Here is a 21,965-nt window from a genome sequence, read left to right as displayed (position 1 = left end):
CGCTATGAGAATACCTAGATTTTACGACCCTCAAACACTGACCGAGGGTAACGACATTCAGCTCAGCGATGATGTCGTACAACACGTCTCCAGAGCCCTACGCATGAAGCCCGGCGACTACATCACTCTATTTAACGGCGATGGATTTGAATACAAAACGCTACTCACACAGGTTGAAAAACGTACGGTGAGCGCCCGTATAGAAACCTTATTAACGGTGCGCACAGAAAGCCCTTTAACGGTAAACATCGGGCAATGCATCTCACGCGGTGAGCGCATGGATTATGCCGTTCAAAAAAGCACCGAGATGGGCGTAAAAAAGATCTCACCTCTTTTTTCCGAGCGCTGCGAAGTCAAACTTCCCAAGGAACGGCAAGCCAAACGCATAAGCCACTGGCATCAAATTGCTGTCAGCGCCTGTGAACAATCAGGACGTGCAATACCTCCCGAGATAGACATGCCGAGTCAGCTAGAGCAATGGCTAGCGCAACAAGACGCAGGCCTTAAACTCGTGCTACATCACCACAGCGAGCAACCTCTGCAAGAGATGAACCCTCCTCACTCTGTGGCACTACTGATTGGTCCTGAAGGAGGGCTAACTGAAGATGAAGTTGAACTCGCGGTAAGTTATGGGTTCAAACCCCTAACGTTAGGCCCTAGAGTCATGCGTACAGAAACGGCACCTATCGCCGCGCTCACACTTTTAAATTACCTTTGGGGCGATGTAAGTTAACAGCCCCCTTAGCCTTACCTGCAAACAGGTAATTGAATAGGATTGATAAAAATGGCAATTAAGCTTGGTATAGTGATGGATCCTATTGACCACATCACTTTCAAAAAAGACAGCTCATTAGCAATGCTTTGGGCTGCACAGCAGAAAGGCTGGGAACTATGGTACATGGAGCAGCACCACCTGTTTTCCATGAATGGTAAAGCCCAAGCTAAAATGGCCCCTCTCTCTGTCGCCATGGATGAAAACGACTGGTTTACACGTGACGATTATCAAACGCGAGATCTGTCGGATCTAGATGTTATTTTAATGCGCAAAGACCCCCCGTTTGATAACGAGTTCATCTACACCACATACCTACTTGAACAGGCAGAGAAGGAAGGCACCCTAATTGTTAATAAACCGCAGAGCCTGCGCGACTATAATGAGAAACTGTTTGCCACCCACTTCCCAGAATGCTGCCCACCTGTTTTAGTCAGCAAACACGATGAGCTCTTACGCGCTTTCCATAAAACACACGGCGATGTCATATTCAAACCCCTTGATGGTATGGGTGGATCTCAAATCTATCGCATCAAAGAAGACGGACTTAACTTAGGGGTGATCATCGAAACACTTACAGATCACGGCAAACAGACTATCATGGCACAGAAATATATCCCTGAGATTGTAGCCGGAGATAAACGCATCCTCATGATCGATGGCGAGCCGGTTCCTTATGGCCTCGCACGTATTCCAACCAACGGCGAAACGCGCGGTAATTTAGCCGCTGGCGGCCGTGGCGAAGGTAGGGAGCTGACCGAGCGGGAATACTGGATCTGTAAGCAAATAGCTCCAACTTTGAAGGAAAAGGGATTATTATTTGTAGGGTTAGATGTAATTGGTGATTATTTAACAGAGATAAATGTCACCAGCCCAACCTGTATTCGAGAGATCGATAACCAATACGGCCTCGATATTGGAATGCAATTAATGGATGCCATTGAGAGCAAGTTACAATAATTTTTAATCAAAGATAGGGCTACTTAGAGAGTGAATACCACTGCGACACAAACCGCTTCCGTTATTGAACGTTTTGGTTTCACTCTTTTCTTTGCCACCGCGATCCATGCCGTTGCCATCATCGGCATCAGCTTTAGCGCAGAAAAACACACACCACCACAAAAAACCATCGAGATCACGTTAGCTCAATATCAACAGAAAGAAGCACCAAAAGACGTAGATTTCATCGCCCAAGCCAATCAGACCGGCAGTGGGCAACAGCCTGAAAAACAGCTGCCAACCATTAACCAAAAAGCGGATTTCCAAGCCACTGAAGCTAAACCGCAGGCCGCTCAACAGGCGGCACTATCAAAAACAAATACCGACACCCCTGCCGTACCCAACGAAAAAGTAACCGCCCCAAAAGAGCAAATTGAGCCGTTACATAGCAGTAAAGTGAAGCAAAAAGTGGTCACTACGACTCAGCCAAAGCCACAAAAAATTGCAAAAAAAGCACAAAAACCCAAAGCGCAGCAACCGGCCCCCGCCACCCCAACAGGCTCAACCTCCCTGCTCGCTCGAAGCTTAGAGATAGCAAGTCTGCAAGCGGAGATCGACAACCATCGTAAGCTGATGGCAAAACAGCCAAAGGTGAGACGCTTAACCTCAGCCTCGACCAAGAAAAGAGAAGATGCCCTCTATTTAGAAAACTGGCGTAAGAAAATAGAGAACATTGGTAATCTACACTACCCCGAAGAGGCCAGGCGTAACAAAATGTATGGTAGCTTGCGCTTATTAGTCGCGATCAAGCCTGACGGTGCAGTCAAAAGCATTGAAGTCCTTGAATCCTCCGGCCAACCCATTTTAGATGATGCGGCGATCCGTATTGTACGTTTAGCGGCGCCTTTCCAACCCTTTCCGGTAGAGATGCGAAAAAACACCGATCTTCTTGAGATAATTCGCACCTGGAAATTTGAGAAAAAAGCCTACGTATACTAAGCCTTAATACAGTGCATTCAATATGAGCATCCTTTTATGACCTCTTCATGCTACTGTTTACGCAATCATTTTTTAATTTCAATGCCCCACTTAGATGATCTAAATTTTACCCAAACTGTTACCTATATTTGCGACCATAGTGAATATGGCGCAATGGGGCTCGTCGTTAACCGCCCCGTAGGCTTAACGCTTATTGAGCTATGTGATCACCTAAACCTACCCTGCACCTCCCCCGACAACCAACAAAAAGCGGTCTACAGCGGAGGCCCCCTTCATAGCGACCGGGGTTATGTCTTACACCAATCCGATAACCCTTTAGCTTGGACATCAAGCCACCTTATTGCTGACGACATCTACCTCAGCACCTCCATTGATGCCATAGAAGCAGCCGCGGAAGGTCATTTCTCTCATGATTACTTAGTGGCCCTTGGGTGCGCGAGCTGGGGGCCGAACCAACTAGAAGAGGAGATGATTGATAATGTATGGTTAAGCTGTCCAGCAAATTCAGATATACTCTTGGCACGCCTGCAGAAGAGCGATTGCAGGCAGCAGCATCCGTTTTGGGTGTAGATCTTGGTCTGCTATCAGCCCACTCTGGGCATGCGTAAACAAGGCCCCGATCAAACGCGCTATTTTTCGCCACCCGTTTTAAGGTTTAAACCCTAAATGAGCAATACCGTTAAACAGGCATTGGCCTTTGACTTTGGCACTTTACGCATAGGCATCGCAGCGGGCCAATCGATTACAGGCACAGCGACACCTCTCGAACCTATTGCGGCGCGAGACGGCATTCCCAACTGGGATCAATTAGCAAAAATAATTTCTGAATGGACCCCCGATGCCCTTATAATAGGCATCCCTCTGAATTATGACGGGACAATCAGCGATATGGCTTACCGCGCTAGGAAATTTGCTAACCGCTTACATGAACGGTACAAAGTCCCCTGTTTTCTAATGGATGAGCGACTTTCAACAGCTGAGGCGAAAGCGATACATTTTGCCGCCGGCGGTAGCGACAATTTTAAAAAAGAATCGGTCGATGGCATCGCTGCTCAACTTATTCTCGAAAGCTGGTTCAATTGCGATATCCGCATCCCCAGCCATACTCGTTTGGAAGATGTATATGATCTCAAACACGCTTAATGCCTTGGCATTACTGGACAAAATGAAGCAGGACCTTAGCAGCCTGCTCGCACAAGGTAATCGGCCCGATCCCCTAATGATCGGCATACATACAGGGGGCGCATGGTTAGCCGAAAAACTGCATACCGATTTAAACATTCAGAGCCCTCTAGGCACCTTAGATATCTCATTTCATCGGGATGATTTTGACCAGGCGGGTTTAAACCCTAAAGTTCAACCTTCCAACTTACCCTGCACGACAGAGGGACGGCACATTCTATTAGTGGATGATGTCATTATGAGTGGTAGAACCATTAGGGCGGCACTTAATGAGCTCTTCGATTACGGACGCCCCGCATCCGTAACCCTTATTACCTTACTTGACCTGCAACAACGCGAACTTCCGATACAAGCCGATATCATCGGTGGAAATTTAGTGATTAATCCAGATCAAATAGTAAAACTTACCGGTCCAGAGCCTCTTGCTCTGGAGATCCGCAACAGATCAAAAGACTGAGTGAACATCATGCTTGAACACACGGATCCTAGTCAGGTTCAACTCACTAAAGATGGCGAGTTAAAACACTTTATCACCACAGAACACCTCTCTCGTGAGATGTTAACGGAGATACTAGATACCGCCGACTCTTTTGTAGATCTCGGCGCAAAACAGGTCAAAAAAGTCCCTCTTTTGCGCGGTAAAACCGTCGTAAACCTATTCTTTGAAGCGAGTACACGCACACTCTCGACCTTTGAACTCGCGGCTAAACGCCTATCGGCGGATGTGCTGAACCTAAATATCAGCACGTCATCCACCTCCAAAGGGGAAACATTAAAAGATACGTTAATGACCCTACATGCGATGCATTCAGATATGTTTGTTGTTCGCCACTCCAGTAGTGGTGCCGCACACTTTATCGCCGAGCATGTGACACCTGACGTAGCCGTGATTAACGCGGGGGATGGTCGTCACGCACACCCTACACAAGCGATGCTCGATATGCTGACCATTCGCCAAGCCAAAGGGGCTTTTGCTCCCTTATCCGTGGCGATTGTCGGTGACATTCTACATTCCCGCGTCGCTCGTTCACAGATCCATGCATTGCGCACATTAGGCGTTGAGGATATCCGCGTGATCGCCCCCAACACCTTATTACCCCGCCATATCGAGAGTCTGGGCGTCAAAGTCTACACCGACATGCAGCAAGGGATCAAAGATGTCGATGTTGTGATGATGTTACGCCTGCAAAAAGAGCGCATGAATAGCGCACTGTTACCAAGCGAAAGTGAATTTTACAAACTCTACGGCCTCACCATGGACAAGCTTGCCCTAGCTAAACCGGATGCGGTTGTTATGCACCCAGGCCCCATCAATAGGGGCGTAGAAATCGCCTCATCCGTCGCGGACTGTGATCGTTCGTTAATACTCGATCAAGTCACCAATGGTATTGCAGTGAGAATGGCGGTGATGTCGATGGCCATGAGCGGACAAACAAAAAGCCGTTCTGATCTTAATGGGACGGAGGTGTAAGGTTTATGAATATTCACATTAAAGGCGGACGACTTATCGATCCAGCCAACCAGATCGACAGTCTCACGGACCTCTTTATATCTAATGGCCGTATCGCCAGTGTCGGCAGCGCTCCTGATAATTTTATCGTCGACCAAGTCATTGATGCCAGCAACAAAATCGTGTGCCCAGGTCTTATCGATATGTGCGCCCACGCACGCGAACCAGGGCCTGCTCAAAAAGGGTCAATCCGAACAGAATCGATGGCCGCCGTTGCAGGTGGTATCACCACGATGGTGACGCCCCCAACCACGAGCCCGATTGTCGATAGCCCAGCAGTAGCCAAGCTCATCAAAGATCGCTGCATAGAAGCGGGGAAGATAACCATTCACCCCATGGGCGCGTTAACAAAGGCACTGGAAGGCGAGCAACTAGCACCGATGCATGCACTCGCATCATCAGGCTGTATCGCGTTCACCAATAGCCGCCAAGCAGTGGCCAACTCCTTAGTACTGACACGCTGCTTAGAGTATGCTGCGACGCATGATCTACTGGTGATATTTCAAGCCCAAGACGCCTCATTAGCACAAGGGGGCTGCATGCATGATGACAGCACCTGCACACGTTTAGGCCTTAATGGCATTCCAGAGTCCGCAGAAACCGTCGAAGTCGCACGCGGTCTGCTCCTGACAGAACAGACCGGCGTAAGGGCACACTTTGGTCAGCTCTCCTGTGAGCGTTCGGTACGCATGATTACAGAAGCCCAAGAGCGGGGCCTACCGGTTACAGCCGATGTATCGATCCAGAACTTATTGCTCACCGATGAAAACGTTAATGGCTTCAATAACAACTTCCACCTCATCCCCCCACTGCGTAGCCAGCTCGACAGAGCGGGCCTAATTCAGGGATTATTAGGCGGAACCATTCAAGCGATCTGTTCCGACCACCAGCCCCATGAAAGCGCGGCGAAAGAAGCGCCTTTTGCAGATACAGAACCCGGCATGATCGGGCTTGAAACGCTCCTATCTTTATCCTTATGGCTGGTTGATCAAGAGATGCTGGATCTACCCCAGCTCATTGAGAAACTCACCTTAGCACCCGCCACTATTTTAGGTTTGGACGAAGGTAATTTAGCCGTAGGGCGTACAGCCGATATCTGTATTTTTGATCCAGAAGAGGAATGGACACTGACGCCTGAGAGCAGCCACTCCCGAGGCAAAAATACGCCGTTTATGGGGCACCCACTTAAGGGGCGAGTAACCAACACCTTACATCAAGGCCACATTGTTTATTCAGCAACCTAACGCGTTAAATGCCCCGTAAAAAAGCCGGAGTAAAACTCCGGCTTTTTACGTTAAAGCAGTAATCAAAGATTACATCCCACGCACATTCGCTTCACCCTCATTATGGAGATAATCCTCCTCTTCCTGAAGATGGAAAGCCTGAGAATCATCTGCCGTTAAACCTGGGTTGGTATCCGCATTAAGTTTAATCATCAAGCGAAGATCATTAGGCGAGTCAGCATGGGCCAAAGCCACGTCATAAGTAATCTCACCATCTTTGTAGAGCGCGAAGAGCGCCTGATCAAACGTCTGCATTCCCAAATTGGTAGATTTTTTCACTATCTCTTTAATCTCATGCACCTCACCTTTACGGATCAGATCTTGAATTAAAGGGGTATTAATCAGCACTTCAATGGCAGCACGACGCCCTTTACCATCTTTAGTTGGCAGTAGTTGCTGCGCAATAATCGCTTTAAGGTTAAGCGAAAGGTCCATCCACAACTGATCATGGTGTTCGGCGGGGAAAAAACTAATCACACGATCCAATGCTTGGTTAGCATTGTTTGCGTGCAAGGTGGCTAAGGTTAAATGGCCAGTTTCCGCAAACACAATACCGTGCTGCATCGTTTCACGGGTACGAATCTCACCCATCAAAATAACATCGGGTGCCTGACGTAACGTGTTTTTTAACGCGGTATCAAAAGACTCCGTATCTATACCCACTTCACGTTGCGTAATAATACTTTGCTTATGTTCATGGATATATTCGATCGGGTCTTCAATAGTAATGATATGTCCACGGTGGTTGGTATTACGGTAGTCAATCATCGAAGCCAATGAGGTGGATTTACCTGTCGATGTCCCACCCACAAACAGAATCAAACCGCGCTTAGTCATCGCTAAATCACGCAAGATTGGCGGTAGATTTAACTCTTCTAAGCTAGGGATATGATTATTGATCTTCCTGAGCACCATACCGGCAGAGTTGCGTTGAAAAAACGCTGATACACGAAAACGACCTAAACCCGGAGCACTGATCGCAAAATTACACTCATGCGACCCTTCAAACTCAGCCAGCTGTTTGTCGTTCATCGTACTATAGACTAACGCCCGCGCCTGAGACGGCTTTAGCGTATCTTTAGTTAACGGCTTTAACGTACCATCGACTTTAATCGTTGGACGTGCGCCCGCCGTCACGAAGAGATCCGAAGCATCCCTTTCTACCATTACTTTCAGTAATTGCGTAAAATCCACGCTCTTCTCCTAAACTCCAGCTAAGCCACGTACTTAAAACTGCTGCGGATTTGCTGCACGTTCTCGGGCCGTTTCTCGGGATATCATACCTTTTTGAACCAATTCTTGCAGAGATTGATCCAACGTCTTCATACCGAAAGAGGCACCCGTTTGTATCGCTGAATACATCTGCGCCACTTTAGCTTCACGAATTAAGTTACGAATGGCTGGGGTACCAATCATGATCTCATGTGCCGCAACACGGCCACCTTTCGGTTTTTTCAATAGGGTTTGAGATATAACGCCCATGAGCGACTCCGATAACATAGAACGCACCATATCTTTCTCCGCCGCAGGAAAAACATCAATGACACGGTCGATGGTTTTAGCCGCAGACGTGGTATGCAAGGTTCCAAACACCAGATGCCCGGTTTCCGCCGCAGTTAATGCAAGACGAATAGTTTCCAAGTCACGCATCTCACCAACCAAAATAATATCAGGGTCTTCACGTAACGCTGAGCGTAATGCATTAGAGAAGCTATGCGTATCTCGATGCACTTCTCGCTGATTCACCAGACATTTCTTACTTTCGTGTACAAACTCGATTGGATCTTCAATCGTAAGAATATGATCAGCGCGGGTATCATTGACATAATCAATCATCGCCGCAAGGGTTGTACTTTTACCTGACCCTGTAGGCCCCGTTACCAATACAAGTCCTCGTGGCAGGTCAGATAGGTCCCTGAACACTTTCCCCATATCTAAATCGTCTAAGGTAAGTACTTTGCTAGGGATCGTACGGAAAACAGCGCCGGCACCACGATTATGGTTAAACGCGTTCACACGAAAACGAGCTAGACCGGGCACTTCAAACGAGAAATCGGTTTCGAGCGTATCCTCATACTCTTTACGCTGCTTGTCGTTCATAATGTCATAAATCAGGGTATGTACCTGTTTATGATCTAACGAGGGAAGCTTAATGCGGCGAACCTCGCCGTCAACACGAATAATGGGAGGCATTCCAGCAGAAATATGTAGATCGGACGCGCCTTGTTGTACGGTAAATGATAAAAGTTCGGTAATATCCATAACGTTCCTGTAAACCGGTGCTGCTTTTATTTATGTTAGTTCTAGCAGAAAGCCACGTGCAATCCAATCGCTTAGGTCACAAATATATGTCAAGAATAGCAGAGAATCTAATCCAGGTTCGCCAAAAACTCGCTCTTAACGCTCAAAGTGCCCAACGAGCAGCCAGTGAAATCACTCTGCTTGCTGTGAGTAAAACCCGTCCATCAAAAGACCTTAGGGACGCCTATCTCTGCGGGCAACGAGACTTTGGCGAAAATTACCTACAAGAGGGCCTCGACAAAATAGCAGATTTAAACGATCTCGACATCTGCTGGCATTTTATCGGCCCAATTCAATCCAATAAAACAAAACCCATCGCCGAACACTTTACTTGGGTCCATACCGTCGACCGCTTTAAAGTCGCACAACGTTTATCTAACCAACGTCCCGACTCGCTCCCTCCGCTTAATGTCTGTATACAGGTCAATATTAGCGAAGAAGAGAGTAAGTCAGGCTGTTTACCCGATGCGTTAGCCTCACTAGCCGCTGAGATCAATCAATTACCCAACCTCTGTCTGCGAGGTTTAATGGCTATACCTAAAGCAACCCATGATGCACACGAACAACACGTCGCTTTTGCTAAGATGAAAGCCTTACAGCTTGAATTGCAGGCGACTTACCCTCAACTTGATACATTATCAATGGGGATGTCAGGTGATATGGATGCAGCCATTGCAGAAGGCGCTACCATCGTTAGAATAGGCACTGCTATTTTTGGCCAGCGGCCCACACAACCGAAACAGTAAATGGCCCCTAAAACATATGAGTAAGGAATCAACTGTGACTTCACACCCCGTTCTCGCATTTATCGGTGCAGGCAATATGGCCCGCGCTATTATTGGTGGATTAATCAGCAACGGCTATCCTGCAGATCACATTTGGGCCAGTGAACCCGACCTGTCACGCTTGGCCGATTTGGCTGCGCAAGGACTACACACCACATCAGATAACAATCTGGCAGTGGCATCGGCCGACCTTGTTGTACTCGCCGTTAAACCCCAAGTCCTAAAGTCCGTTGCGCAAGGTATCGCGGAAAGCACCCAAACCCATAAACCACTCATTGTTTCGATCGCTGCCGGCATCATGAGTTCCAGCATTGACCAATGGCTGGGAGGCAATATCGCAATTGTTCGGTGCATGCCAAATACGCCAGCCCTTGTTCAAACCGGTGCCAGCGGTCTCTATGCTAACCCTCAAGTGTCAGCGGAGCAGCGTCTACAAGCCGAAACGGTGATGCAAGCCACAGGGATCGCCATTTGGGTTGAACAGGAATCACAACTGGATGCCGTCACTGCCGTTTCTGGCTCAGGCCCTGCCTATTACTTCCTTGTCATGGAGTCGATGATTGAGGCCGGCAAGAAATTAGGCCTGTCCGAAGACACCGCGACACAACTGACATTACAAACCGCCTTAGGCGCGGCAAAAATGGCCGCAAGTAGCGATGTAGACCCAGCAGAGCTTCGGCGCCGAGTCACCTCACCCAAAGGCACAACCGAGCAAGCAATTTTGCGTTTTATTGAGGGCGGATTACCTGACCTGTTTGATACAGCGATGCAAGCCTGTAACGATCGCTCCGTTGAGCTCGCTGATGAGCTAGGCAAAGATTAAAAAACGAAATGTAATATAAAGTTCAACTCAATGAGACAAGCTTCTATACTCTAGAGAGTAGCAAGATACTGCTCTCTTTAACCCAATTTAGTCATACAGGAATTATTATGGCACAGGATCCAATCATTTTGATTATCCGAACACTAGGCGAAATGTACGCATTTATCGTTGTACTTCGCTTTCTGTTACAGGTATCCCATGCTGACTACTACAATCCGATTTCACAGGCGATCGCCAAGTTAACCAATGTGCCTATTGTCGCCATGGGTCGCATTGTTCCACGTATAGGCAAAATCGATCCATCAGCCCTACTCTATGCTGTGGCCGTCAAGATGGCGGTCGTTGTGTTACTTGTACTGGTCTCAGGCATTTCTATGCCTAACATCCTCCAATTATCGGTTTTCGCCTTAGTTGGGGTGCTTGATGCCATCCTCAATATCTATTTTTGGGCCGTTTTAGCCTCTGTAGTCATCAGCTGGGTGGCACCGGGTAGCTATCACCCTGGGCCTCAGCTCATTCAACAGTTAACTGAGCCTGTATTCGCCTTGGCCCGCAGAGTCATTCCGCCTATTGGAGGTTTAGATCTGTCGCCGATTTTGATTTTTATCATCATCCAACTGTTACAATCACAACTGGGTAGATTGCTCTATTAATACGCATTGGTATCAATGGCAGTCGGGGGATCTACTACTCAACTGCCACTTACAACCTAAAGCCAGCAAAGATGAGTTTTGCGACCTGTATGGTGAGAGTCTAAAAATCCGTATTACCGCGCCGCCGGTCGACGGAAAAGCCAACGCTCACCTAATTAAATTTCTTGCCAAACAGTTTGGGGTGGCTAAGAATGCAGTAAGCGTCATCAAAGGTGAGCTTGCGCGCCAAAAACGCGTTAAAATAGTTCAACCAAAGAAAATTCCTGAACAACTGAATATTGAGATCCAATAACGTGGCTGCACTATCCTATATTCCTCTCAATCACCTGCTCATCTTTTATGAGATGTGACGCTCGACTTGAACAAACAGATGAGCTCAAGCGCATCGCTATTTCACCTTGTTTTTAGATAGTATTTAAAGAGTCGAATTGAGAAATGCCAGCTGTTATTCCAGAAGATTCTGTTGGAATCGTCCAACCACAAAAAATTGAATTCAATAAACCCCTTCAACTAAGTTGCGGGCGCGTACTTGAAAGCTACCACTTAATGGTCGAGACCTATGGGGAGCTAAACGCCGACGCGTCTAACGCTATTTTGATCTGTCATGCCCTGTCAGGAAACCATCATGTGGCGGGGTATCACAGCCTTGATGATAAAAAGCCCGGCTGGTGGGACTCCGCAATCGGCCCCGGGAAAGCAATCGATACCACTAAGTTTTTCGTTATAGGGTTAAATAACCTCGGCGGCTGTCACGGTTCTAGCGGCCCTAATCAGCTCAACCCTGAAACGGGTAAACCTTACGGCCCTGACTTTCCTATTATTACAGTCGATGACTGGGTAGAGAGCCAAGCGCGTCTTGCGGATCATTTTGGCATAGAGCAGTTTGCTGCGGTGATCGGCGGTAGCTTAGGCGGTATGCAGGCCCTGCAATGGTCTATCAATTACCCAGACCGTCTTCGTCATTGCATGGTCATTGCCGCCGCACCAAAACTATCGGCGCAAAACATTGCGTTTAACGAAGTCGCGCGCCAAGCGATCAGTAAAGACCCTCAGTTTCATGACGGCCATTACTATGCACAAAACGAAGTGCCTAAAGTCGGCTTGATGCTTGCCCGTATGTTGGGACATATCACGTACCTTTCCGATGATGGCATGCGCAGTAAATTTGGCCGCGAACTCAGATCAGGCCAGATCAGCTACGATTTCACCCCGCAGTTTGAAGTAGAATCCTACTTACGTTACCAAGGGGAGCGTTTCTCCACTGAGTTTGACGCCAACACCTATCTGCTGATGACCAAAGCGTTGGATTACTTTGATCCAACCGCCCTCGAGGGGAAACCCCTATCAGAGGTGCTCGCAAAAGCAAAAGCTAAGTTCATGGTAATTTCCTTTACCACGGACTGGCGTTTCTCTCCGGAACGCTCACGCGAGATTGTCGATGCGTTAGTCGATGCGGATAAACAGGTTAGTTATGCAGAGATCGAGGCTGCCCAAGGCCATGATGCGTTCCTCATCCCTATTCCTCGCTATCTCGATGTGTTCAATGCTTATATGCAACGGATCGAAGCTGACACAGACAGTATGACCAGCAAAGGGGCTTTCTAATGCGCGCTGATTTAGACTTAATTAAAGAGTGGGTTGAACCCGGCAAGCGTGTACTCGACTTATGCTGCGGCGATGGCGAACTTCTCCACTACCTACATAAAGAGAAACAAGCATCCGGTTACGGCTTAGAGATTGGCCCAGAAAACATCACTGAATGTATCGCTAAGGGCGTCAACGTTATTGAAAAAGATATTGAGGAAGGTCTCGCCTCAATCAAAGATAACACCTTTGACACCGTCATCATGACACAAGCGATCCAGATCATGATGCGGCCCGACGAAATTATTGATGAGATGCTGCGTATAGGCAAAGAGTGCATTGTTACATTTCCAAACTTTGGCCATTGGCGGGCACGGGGCTACCTTGCCTTCCGCGGTCAGATGCCCGTCTCTAAGTTCCTACCCTATACTTGGTATAACACACCCAATACTCACTTCTGTACCTTTAAGGATTTTGAGCGCCTTTGTGTGGAACGTAACATATATATTATGGATAGAACGGTTGTAGATAACGAACACCAACATCGCTGGTGGATCCATTTATGGCCCAATATGTTGGGTGAAATTGCTATTTATAGAATCACAAAATAAGTGAGGAAAATTATGAATCAACTCGCTAAATGGGCGATGGCAACACTATTGCCTCTGATCGCTTTAATCAGCCCGCCGCTACTTGCAGACCAATACGTATCCCATGGCAATTATGAGATACATTACAACGCATTTAACAGCACCTTTATACAGCCTGATGTCGCTAAAAACATTGGGATCTCACGAAGTAAACGTAGAGCACTGATCAACGTTTCAGTCCTTAAAGTCGAAGGTGATAAAAAAGTCGCTGTTCCAGCAATCGTCTCAGGCACCGCAGCGAACCTTGCAGAACAGCAGCAGACACTGGCCTTTAAAAAAATAGATGAAGGTAGCGCGATCTATTATTTAGCCCATTTTGGCTTTACCAACAGCCAAGTCTTTCGTTTAGCCTTAGATGTACAACCCGACCCAAACCAACCGGCCTTCAAGGTTGAGTTTGAACAACGCTTTTACGAAGACTAACCCTATCAACATGAATACAAGGTGCGCATATCATGCGCACCTTTTTGTATAAGCCCCTAATCATTGACAGCGCTAGATAAGAAAAAGGCAACAACATGGTCAAAAAAATTGTTTTAGCCAGTGGCAATAAAGGCAAACTAAACGAGTTTAACCGCGCCCTAAGCGAACTTAATGTTGAGATTATTCCTCAATCCCAGTTTAATGTGCCCGATGCGGACGAAACCGGCCTTAGCTTTGTTGAAAACGCAATTTTAAAAGCACGCCATGCTGCACAGATAACAGGCTTGCCCGCTCTTGCAGATGATTCAGGCCTTGAAGTTGATGCCCTCGACGGTGCACCAGGCATCTATTCCGCACGTTTTTCCGGGGCGAATGCCAGTGATGCAAAAAACAATGCGCTGTTATTAGAAAAGCTAAATGGTCTAGCGGCAGAGCAACGTACTGCACGTTTCCGCTGTGTATTAGCCTTTATGCGCCATGCAAACGACCCGACCCCACTGATTTGCCAAGGAACATGGGACGGTATCATTCTCGAAGAAGCATGCGGCGAACAAGGTTTTGGGTATGACCCTCTGTTTTGGCTGCCTGAATTAAATAGCGCAGCCGCCCAACTTAGTCCTACAGAGAAAAACAAAGTGAGTCATCGCGGACAAGCGGTAGCGCTACTCAAGCAATCTATAGCACCCTATTTAATCGCTATTAAATAACCTATTTAACTGAGCGCCCCACCCCTCATGAGCCTACAACTGCCGCCACTCTCACTTTATATACACGTGCCTTGGTGTGTGCAGAAGTGTCCCTATTGTGATTTTAATTCGCATGCCCAGCGAGCACCGCTACCGGAAGCGGATTATATTAAAACCCTACTAGAGGATCTAAGTGAGGAGCGCCATTTTGCTCAAGGGCGTGAGATACAAAGTATTTTTATCGGGGGGGGAACGCCTAGTTTATTTAGTGCCGACAGCTACAAACACCTACTACAAGAAATCCACACAATCATTCCCATTCATGCAACCGCCGAAATCACCCTAGAGGCCAATCCGGGTACCTTTGAGAAAAACAAGTTCATTGGCTACCGTGAAGCGGGCATCAATCGCCTCTCCATCGGCATTCAAAGTTTTAATGATCTACAGCTAAAAGCCCTAGGACGCATCCATTGTGCTGACGAAGCGATCAACGCAGCCTCATTAGCCCGCGAACACTTTCCTAAGCTTAATTTAGACCTCATGCACGGCCTACCTAACCAAACGGAAGAGGACGCCTTAGCTGACCTCCAGCAAGCCATTGATCTTCAGCCCGACCACCTCTCCTGGTACCAACTGACCATTGAACCCAACACCGAATTCTATGCCAAACCGCCTCAACTTCCGGTCGACGAAACCTTATGGTCGATTCAAGAGAAAGGGCTCCAGAAAATCCAGCATGCAGGGTTCGAACAGTATGAGATATCCGCTTACACTAAAGGAAACACCCCATCCCAACATAACCTAAATTACTGGACCTTCGGTGATTACATTGGCATCGGGGCAGGCGCACATGGCAAAGTTACTTTATTAAACGAACAGCAGATTATTCGGCGTTGGAAACAAAAACAGCCAAAAGCCTATATGCAGCACAGCAGTCGACTCATGGGGCATGAGCGCATTGCACAAGAGGCGCTCGCATTTGAGTTTATGCTGAACGCGTTGCGCCTACATAAAGGGGTACCTAAACAGTTATTTTCTGAACGTACAGGCATCCCACTGACCACACTCTCACCACTGCTCGACAGCGCGATAAAGAAAGGGCTGCTGAGCGCGTCAAGTGACCGTTTAGTACCCACACAACAAGGTCGTTTGTTCTTAAACAACCTGTTAGAGATATTTCTTTAAGCCCCATAACCTTAACTAGCAGTACCCTCTGGTCTGATACAAACATCCAGCGTCTAGATAATATTGAAAGACGTAAACCACGATAGAGAAATAGATTAGACACGTTAGATTTACGCGTTGTATAAATAGTCACATTGCATAAAAAAGCGTGGCATACCACGCTTTTTTATATCCATTTATTTAGTCTTTGTTAAACCTTATCCGCTCTTTTTTTGCTAACCACTTGCCATAAGAATTCAACAGCGGCGATAACCAATAAAGCATAACCAATTAACTCAGTTCCCTCTTCCGCTATATTCTTTACCACTCGCACATAGCCATCACCCATAACCGCCTCCCAAAAGGAGCCTCTACCAAACAACCGGGAGAAGACCAAAACAACCAAAATACCACTCAGGAAAATACCGGCACTAGATGAACGGGAATACTCAACCAGAGAAGCTTTGACCGGATAGGGTTGTTTAAACAAGTACAAGGTCGACACCGCTATAGCGCTATAAACCAACACCTGCCAAGCACCATCAAAAAAGTTATCATCCAAAAACGCATCGAATTCTCGGATCAGCATCAAGCCAACCAATGTCCCCACGATAACAACTGCGGGTCTAAGCGACTGGCTTAATTTTGCTGTAATAAAGAACACCACACAGCTTATAAACGCAAAAACGTTGTGCATTTGCTCCGTGGCCGAATGCTCACCGTAATCACTGTTCGTCAGCTGAGAGTAACCTTCCATGGCAAAAATATGTGTCACACCCACAATAAACAACAAATAAAGTAGAGAGCGCACCATCAGCATTGCAAATGACTGCATTATAATAATCCATTTTATTCAAAGAGTTAAAAGCGCCGCCCTATTGCAGGTATGAGCTTAGCAACGCGCTGACGCACTAAAGCGGGGCATATCTTATAGAAATGCCGCTATTAAGACAAAAAAATTAATGAACTGTTCACCGAAAAGTAAACAAACTGACATAAAAATAAGTTAGCAGTGGCGGGAGGCACGTTTACATTCATTTAGAATGGGGACTTACAAAACGACCTGAGTCACGGCCGACGCTTTAATCTCCGCCACTTTTTCTACGATCTCACTCAAGCAATTTACTTCTTTGCTAGCACGAGGATTACCAGTCCCCCCTTTTAGATTAACCCAGATAGTCCATAAGCCTGCGGCGGCGGCCCCTTCAACATCATGCTGAGGGTTATCACCGATATGTATCACCTGCTCAGGGCGCAGGCGTGTATGGACTAACATCTGCTTAAACATAAGCGGATGAGGCTTCATCGCACCCACATCATCAGCTTTAAATTGAAAGTCCATCACATCTGATAAACCAACCTTGTGAATATCCGCGTTACCATTACTTAACGCGCCTAGCATGTAACCTTGCTGCTTTAACGTCAGCAACATCTCACGTGCGTGTTCAAAAAAGCTGACTTGCTGACGAGCATGTAAAAAAACATCAAAAGCTTGTTCCGTTAATACTTTGACATCGTCTTTCGAATAACCTGCTTTCTCTAAACCTAGCCGAAGTTGAGCAATTCGGATCTTTGTCACACTGTGCTCAATCTCGGGTTCTCTTAACAGGGCAGCACTTCTTAATGCAGCTAAATCTTTAAGCTGATAACAGCGGGTAAACGCAGGTGCATGTTGAGCGAGCCAGTCAAACATCGTTTGGTTGGCTTGACGGATAACTGGGTCAACAGCCCACAAGGTGTCATCTAAATCAAAGGTGATACATCTAATCATTTCTTTGCCTTTTTATGCGCCCGAGGGTGCGCACCCTCATAAACCTGCATTAAATGCTGAAAATCTAAATGGGTATAGATCTGGGTCGTCGAGATATCTTCATGCCCTAGTAGCTCTTGCACCGCACGCAGATCCCCACTTGATTCCAACATGTGGCTCGCAAAACTATGTCTCAAGCGATGAGGATGAACTTTACCCTGCACCCCTAGTCGTTTACCCCAGTAATCCATACGCTGCTGCACCGCCCTAACCGAGATACGGCTACCCCGCTTGCTAACAAAGAGCGCACTCTCGCTATAATCGGCCAGCTCATGTCGATAATCCAGCCAGCGATCAATCGCCGTGATCGCTTTACCGCCAATGGGCAACATACGCATTTTACTGCCTTTACCCGTCACTCTTAAACTGTGATCAGCTAAGTCGATGCTATGCATATCCAAGCTGACTAATTCTGAGATACGTAAGCCTGACGAGTAGATCAGCTCCATAATTGCCGCATCCCTAGCAGACACTGCATCAATAATAGGAATATCTAATAACTGGACCATTTGATCCGCATCAAGCGTACTCGGCAGTTTACGGGAGGACTTAGGTGCCTGAACGGCAAGCGCGGGATTTTGTTCAACAAGGCGTTCTCGGGCCAGAAAACGATAGAAGCTACGCACAGCAGACAGCGCCCGCTGAATACTGACACCGGATAGCCCCTGTCGATGAATTTTAGCCACAAATTGGCGAACGTGTTTGGCTTCTACATCAGCCCACTGAGAGAGACCCTGTTCATCAATAACGTCACTAAACTTTGCAAGATCGCGCGCATAGTTATCCAACGTGTGATGAGACAGTTGCTTTTCAGTAGAGAGATAGTGCAAAAACTGCTCAAGCTGAGCTTCCTTCAAACTATCATCTCCATTCCACTTATTTAAACGTTTAATGTTCCTGTTGGCGCATAACCCGGTAAGCAACACGGCTTAATACTTCACCGACATAGCTCAACAAAACCGTGCCTTGGCTGCTGGTAAAGTAGTTAGGGTCAAAACTACCAACCGATAACAAACCTAACGTTTCACCTTGAACCAAAGGCACAACGGCAGCGGATTGTACTTTGATCGCCTCATCCGCAAAAATGAAGGTATTTTCAGCTTCACTTAAACGCCCACAACTTGGTAGATTAGTTGCCATCAGACTACTAATAACATCCGCATCTTCTCGGTTCATTAAGCGTAAGTTATTTACATCTAACGGCTTGTGCGTAAAGAGGATTAACGATGTGATATCACTCGAAAAGTCCTGACAAAGGCTTTCATCAATAGCAACAGCTATATCATCTAGGGTCTCAGCTTCGAGTAGCGCCAATACCATCCGTTTAGTTTTTTCAAACTGAACATCATTATGGCGAGCAATGTCGATAAGATCTGAAAGATGTGATGTCAGATTCTGGTTTTTCTCACGTAGCACGGAGGTTTGACGCTCGACTAAAGAAACCGCGCGTCCCGTTTCATGGGGAACATGTAGCTTTTCAAGCAGTTTAGCATTACGGGTAAAAAAATCCGGATGCTGCTGTAAAAACTCAGCGACCTGCGCCTCTGTCAGCTGTTTGAATTGATCACTCATATAAAAACCTGTCCTTCAAAAACCGTTGTAGCAGGCCCAGTCATAATAACGGGCTGCCCTTCCCCTCGCCATTCAACCTGCAAGTCACCTCCCGGTAAATGCACAGTCACTGGCATATCCAGCTTACCACGCAAGGCACCGGCGACAACTGCGGCACAGGCCCCTGTTCCACAGGCCTGCGTTTCACCAACACCCCGTTCAAACACACGCAAATTAACCTCATGACGGTTAATCACTTGCATAAAACCAATATTCGCTTTTGCGGGAAACTGCGGATGAGTTTCCAATAGCGGCCCCAATGTTTCGACTGGCGCCGATTCAGTGTCATCAACCAGCAACACCCCATGGGGATTACCCATAGAGATAGCGCTCAACTCAACCGTCTTTGTTTCACCGTTAACATTAAGATCAACTGCGTAGGTAACCGCTTGCTGGTTAGCTACAAATGGAATGTCAGCGGGTCGAAGAACTGGCGCCCCCATATCCACTTCTACTTTTTTATCCGGATGCACTTTTAGTTGCGCCCGACCATTAGCCGTTTGCACGGTAATGTTCGTTTTACCCGTTAAACGTTTATCACGCACAAATTTAGCAAAGCAGCGTGCGCCATTACCGCAGTTTTCAACCTCAGAACCATCTTGGTTAAAAATACGGTAACAAAAATCCACATCAGGCTCTGTCGGAGGCTCAACAATAAGCAGCTGATCGAAACCAACGCCTAAGTGCCGATCACCCAGTTTTTTTACAAGTTTAGGGGTCACTTTAATGCGCTGGGTCACAAGATCCAGCACCATAAAGTCATTACCTAATCCATGCATTTTAGTGAAACGAACTAACATAGGTAGAGCTCCTAACGATCTTTAGGTAAAAGCTGCTCGCCTCTAACAAGATCAGTCAAAGTTTCACGCTTGCGAATAAGATACTGTTGGCTATCATCAACCATAACCTCAGCAGGACGGCCGCGACTGTTATAATTAGACGCCATCACAAAACCATAAGCACCTGCAGAACAAACTGCAAGTAGATCACCTGGCTCTAAATTAAGTTCACGATCCTTGCCTAAAAAATCACCCGTTTCACAAACAGGGCCCACTAAATCCCATGATTTAGCCTCACCCCCTTCACGCAAAACAACCGGCACAATTTCTTGATAAGCACTGTAGAGCGCAGGGCGGATAAGGTCATTCATCGCACCATCAATAATGGCGAAATTTTTCTCATCCGTGCATTTAAGAAACTCAACCCGTGTCAACATCACACCGGCATTTGCGGCAATAGAACGACCCGGCTCAAAAATCAGGCCTAATTCACGATCACCTAACTTTTCTAATACCGCGGCAATATACTCTTGCGGTGTAGGCGGCTCTTCATCGGTATAACAAACACCTAAGCCCCCTCCTAAATCTAAGTGCTTAATCACAATCCCTTCGTTTGCCAATTTATCAACCAGCACAAGGACTCGATCAAGCGCGTCTAAGAACGGCGCAACCTCAGTTAACTGACTACCGATATGACAATCCATACCGACAATATCAACATGGGCCATCTCTGCCGCACGTTTATAAATACGCACCGCCTCATTGATATCGATGCCGAACTTATTATCTTTTAAGCCTGTGGATATATAAGGGTGAGTACCCGCATCTACATCAGGATTCACGCGGAACGATATAGCCGCTACTTTACCTTCGGACGCAGCCACATCATTAACACGATCAAGCTCCGCTTCCGATTCAATATTGAAGCAACGAATGCCTGCATTAAGCGCCTGAATAATCTCATAAGGCTGTTTACCAACACCGGAAAACACCACTTTGGAAGCATCACCACCAGCACGCAGAACTCGTTCAAGCTCGCCCGCTGAGACAATATCAAAGCCCGCACCTAAACGTGCGAGTACATTCAACACCGCGATATTAGAGTTCGCTTTTACCGCATAACACACTAACGCATCACGCCCTTCTAACGCTTCAGCATAGGCAAGGTAAGCACGCTCAAGCGCATCACGCGAGTATACGTAGGTTGGGGTGCCAAATTCTTCAGCAATACGCGTCAAAGCCACTTCTTCACAGCAAAGCTGTTCGTTTCTATACTCAAATGTATCCATCAAAAATCTCTTAACATTCTATTTCTGCTGTGAATTTTTCTGCGCGTTGTCATCTGGTAGATACAAAGGGCCCTTTTGGCCGCAGCCTCCCAGTACAAGCAAGCTTAATAACATGACTAACCCAATACATTTTGTCCGTGCTTTCACAGCAGTATCCCCAAATAAACGGCATAATCTATCGATTATACCTATAACCAGAAATTTTCATAAAAGCGTTTTCGAAATTAGGTAAAAAAAGCCCATTTATCGCTAAAAAACAGAGATATTGAGCGGATTACAGATAGAAACCCACACGTATAATGAGAATCATTCTTCGGCTTTTCACTTTAGCTTGATATACTCCTGTGCCATAGACCATGTTTGCAGGCTTTAACTAGCCGGAGTGAGAAATGACTGAGAGCGAATTTAACGATCGTGTTGACGCAACCCTAGAACAAATTGAAGAAATTCTAGACGACGCTGAAACAGATATTGATGTACTACAAGGTGGCGGGATTCTCACCATTATCTGCGAAAATAAAACGCAGCTTATCTTCACTCGCCAAGCACCCGTCAAACAACTGTGGCTGGCAACAAAAAGCGGCGGTTATCATTTTGACTATGATGCGAAAAATGCCTGTTGGGTGCTCGACAGTAATGGCGAGCCATTAAGCCCCTTCCTTACGCGCGCTTATGCCGAGCAAGCGGGCGAAAATCTTGATTTTGATCTAACAGGTGTCTAA

27 protein-coding genes are annotated in these 21,965 nt (G+C 46.9%); 18 read left to right on the top strand and 9 right to left on the bottom strand.

Annotated features, from left to right (window positions below; all coding sequences use genetic code 11):
• Positions 1-4 precede the first annotated feature (4 nt).
• The 8 genes from A3773_RS09040 to A3773_RS09005 all read left to right on the top strand — a co-directional run bounded on the left by A3773_RS09040 (position 5) and on the right by A3773_RS09005 (position 6,646).
• Complete coding sequence (locus A3773_RS09040; RefSeq protein ID WP_067985198.1) at positions 5-733, top strand: 16S rRNA (uracil(1498)-N(3))-methyltransferase; 729 nt, start codon at positions 5-7, stop codon at positions 731-733.
• A gap of 51 nt (positions 734-784) precedes the next feature.
• Complete coding sequence (gene gshB / locus A3773_RS09035; protein ID WP_067985195.1) at positions 785-1,732, top strand: glutathione synthase; 948 nt, start codon at positions 785-787, stop codon at positions 1,730-1,732.
• 30 nt (positions 1,733-1,762) lie between these two features.
• Positions 1,763-2,710 carry an energy transducer TonB gene (locus tag A3773_RS09030; RefSeq protein ID WP_067985194.1) on the top strand — a complete coding sequence of 316 codons (948 nt, stop codon included), beginning with the start codon at positions 1,763-1,765 and terminating at the stop codon, positions 2,708-2,710.
• Positions 2,711-2,746: 36 nt separating this feature from the next.
• On the top strand, positions 2,747-3,280 hold the full coding sequence (locus A3773_RS09025) for a YqgE/AlgH family protein (protein WP_231902176.1): 534 nt from the start codon (positions 2,747-2,749) through the stop codon (positions 3,278-3,280).
• A gap of 96 nt (positions 3,281-3,376) precedes the next feature.
• Entirely contained in the window at positions 3,377-3,853 is a 477-nt protein-coding gene (ruvX, locus tag A3773_RS09020; RefSeq protein ID WP_067985192.1) for a Holliday junction resolvase RuvX, read from the top strand.
• On the top strand, positions 3,834-4,349 hold the full coding sequence (gene pyrR, locus A3773_RS09015) for a bifunctional pyr operon transcriptional regulator/uracil phosphoribosyltransferase PyrR (protein ID WP_067985190.1): 516 nt from the start codon (positions 3,834-3,836) through the stop codon (positions 4,347-4,349). The genes ruvX and pyrR overlap by 20 nt, the downstream gene beginning before the upstream one ends.
• 9 nt (positions 4,350-4,358) lie before the next feature.
• Positions 4,359-5,363 carry an aspartate carbamoyltransferase catalytic subunit gene (locus A3773_RS09010; RefSeq protein WP_067985260.1) on the top strand — a complete coding sequence of 335 codons (1,005 nt, stop codon included), beginning with the start codon at positions 4,359-4,361 and terminating at the stop codon, positions 5,361-5,363.
• Positions 5,364-5,368: 5 nt separating this feature from the next.
• Positions 5,369-6,646 (top strand): dihydroorotase, encoded by a 1,278-nt coding sequence (locus A3773_RS09005; protein ID WP_067985188.1) that lies wholly within the window; start codon positions 5,369-5,371, stop codon positions 6,644-6,646.
• 69 nt (positions 6,647-6,715) lie between these two features.
• Here the strand turns inward: A3773_RS09005 and A3773_RS09000 are convergent, their stop codons facing one another.
• Together A3773_RS09000 and A3773_RS08995 are read right to left on the bottom strand one after the other, a co-directional pair.
• Positions 6,716-7,879: a PilT/PilU family type 4a pilus ATPase gene (locus A3773_RS09000; RefSeq protein WP_067985186.1), complete on the bottom strand. Its 1,164-nt coding sequence runs from the start codon at positions 7,877-7,879 to the stop codon at positions 6,716-6,718.
• Between the two features lie 33 nt (positions 7,880-7,912).
• Positions 7,913-8,947, bottom strand: a complete 1,035-nt coding sequence (locus A3773_RS08995) for a type IV pilus twitching motility protein PilT (protein WP_067985184.1) — start codon at positions 8,945-8,947, stop codon at positions 7,913-7,915.
• An 86-nt stretch (positions 8,948-9,033) separates the two neighbouring features.
• Between A3773_RS08995 and A3773_RS08990 the strand changes: the two genes are divergently transcribed.
• The 9 genes from A3773_RS08990 (at position 9,034) to hemW (ending at position 15,775) form a co-directional block, all read left to right on the top strand.
• Entirely contained in the window at positions 9,034-9,732 is a 699-nt protein-coding gene (locus tag A3773_RS08990) for a YggS family pyridoxal phosphate-dependent enzyme (protein ID WP_067985182.1), read from the top strand.
• Between the two features lie 34 nt (positions 9,733-9,766).
• Complete coding sequence (gene proC / locus A3773_RS08985; RefSeq protein WP_156473481.1) at positions 9,767-10,594, top strand: pyrroline-5-carboxylate reductase; 828 nt, start codon at positions 9,767-9,769, stop codon at positions 10,592-10,594.
• Between the two features lie 107 nt (positions 10,595-10,701).
• A complete protein-coding gene (locus tag A3773_RS08980) occupies positions 10,702-11,247 on the top strand; it encodes a YggT family protein (protein WP_067985179.1) in 546 nt (181 codons plus the stop codon).
• Positions 11,243-11,539, top strand: coding sequence for a DUF167 family protein (locus A3773_RS17570; RefSeq protein ID WP_075109519.1), 297 nt, complete (start codon positions 11,243-11,245; stop codon positions 11,537-11,539). Before A3773_RS08980 ends, A3773_RS17570 begins: the two co-directional genes overlap by 5 nt.
• Positions 11,540-11,682: 143 nt before the next feature.
• Entirely contained in the window at positions 11,683-12,852 is a 1,170-nt protein-coding gene (gene metX, locus A3773_RS08975; protein WP_067985177.1) for a homoserine O-succinyltransferase MetX, read from the top strand.
• A complete protein-coding gene (gene metW, locus A3773_RS08970) occupies positions 12,852-13,442 on the top strand; it encodes a methionine biosynthesis protein MetW (RefSeq protein ID WP_067985175.1) in 591 nt (196 codons plus the stop codon). Before metX ends, metW begins: the two co-directional genes overlap by 1 nt.
• A gap of 12 nt (positions 13,443-13,454) precedes the next feature.
• Positions 13,455-13,904 carry a DUF4426 domain-containing protein gene (locus tag A3773_RS08965; protein ID WP_067985173.1) on the top strand — a complete coding sequence of 150 codons (450 nt, stop codon included), beginning with the start codon at positions 13,455-13,457 and terminating at the stop codon, positions 13,902-13,904.
• 95 nt (positions 13,905-13,999) lie between these two features.
• A complete protein-coding gene (locus tag A3773_RS08960) occupies positions 14,000-14,611 on the top strand; it encodes an XTP/dITP diphosphatase (RefSeq protein WP_067985171.1) in 612 nt (203 codons plus the stop codon).
• A gap of 27 nt (positions 14,612-14,638) precedes the next feature.
• Positions 14,639-15,775, top strand: a complete 1,137-nt coding sequence (hemW, locus tag A3773_RS08955; protein ID WP_067985170.1) for a radical SAM family heme chaperone HemW — start codon at positions 14,639-14,641, stop codon at positions 15,773-15,775.
• A 190-nt stretch (positions 15,776-15,965) separates the two neighbouring features.
• On the opposite strand, the gene A3773_RS08950 is transcribed toward hemW, so the two are convergent.
• The 7 genes from A3773_RS08950 to lptM form a co-directional block, all read right to left on the bottom strand.
• Entirely contained in the window at positions 15,966-16,589 is a 624-nt protein-coding gene (locus A3773_RS08950; RefSeq protein WP_082800586.1) for a hypothetical protein, read from the bottom strand.
• A 216-nt stretch (positions 16,590-16,805) separates the two neighbouring features.
• Positions 16,806-17,525, bottom strand: coding sequence for an HAD family hydrolase (locus A3773_RS08945; RefSeq protein ID WP_067985167.1), 720 nt, complete (start codon positions 17,523-17,525; stop codon positions 16,806-16,808).
• A complete protein-coding gene (gene xerC / locus A3773_RS08940) occupies positions 17,522-18,421 on the bottom strand; it encodes a tyrosine recombinase XerC (RefSeq protein WP_067985165.1) in 900 nt (299 codons plus the stop codon). Before xerC ends, A3773_RS08945 begins: the two co-directional genes overlap by 4 nt.
• Positions 18,422-18,452: 31 nt before the next feature.
• Positions 18,453-19,136: a DUF484 family protein gene (locus A3773_RS08935; protein ID WP_067985163.1), complete on the bottom strand. Its 684-nt coding sequence runs from the start codon at positions 19,134-19,136 to the stop codon at positions 18,453-18,455.
• Complete coding sequence (gene dapF, locus A3773_RS08930) at positions 19,133-19,975, bottom strand: diaminopimelate epimerase (RefSeq protein ID WP_067985161.1); 843 nt, start codon at positions 19,973-19,975, stop codon at positions 19,133-19,135. Before dapF ends, A3773_RS08935 begins: the two co-directional genes overlap by 4 nt.
• 11 nt (positions 19,976-19,986) lie before the next feature.
• The gene (gene lysA, locus A3773_RS08925) at positions 19,987-21,243 is read right to left on the bottom strand and encodes a diaminopimelate decarboxylase (RefSeq protein WP_067985159.1); all 1,257 of its coding nucleotides are present in this window, start codon (positions 21,241-21,243) and stop codon (positions 19,987-19,989) included.
• Positions 21,244-21,261: 18 nt separating this feature from the next.
• Positions 21,262-21,390, bottom strand: a complete 129-nt coding sequence (gene lptM, locus A3773_RS17565) for an LPS translocon maturation chaperone LptM (RefSeq protein ID WP_075109518.1) — start codon at positions 21,388-21,390, stop codon at positions 21,262-21,264.
• 242 nt (positions 21,391-21,632) lie between these two features.
• Between lptM and cyaY the strand changes: the two genes are divergently transcribed.
• On the top strand, positions 21,633-21,965 hold the full coding sequence (gene cyaY / locus A3773_RS08920; protein ID WP_067985157.1) for an iron donor protein CyaY: 333 nt from the start codon (positions 21,633-21,635) through the stop codon (positions 21,963-21,965).

The sequence above is a fragment of the Neptuniibacter pectenicola genome (assembly GCF_001597735.1).
In the GTDB taxonomy this organism is placed as follows: Bacteria; Pseudomonadota; Gammaproteobacteria; order Pseudomonadales; family Balneatricaceae; genus Neptuniibacter; species Neptuniibacter pectenicola.
Note: the sequence above shows the minus strand (reverse complement) of the source record. Positions and strands in the feature narration are given on the sequence as shown.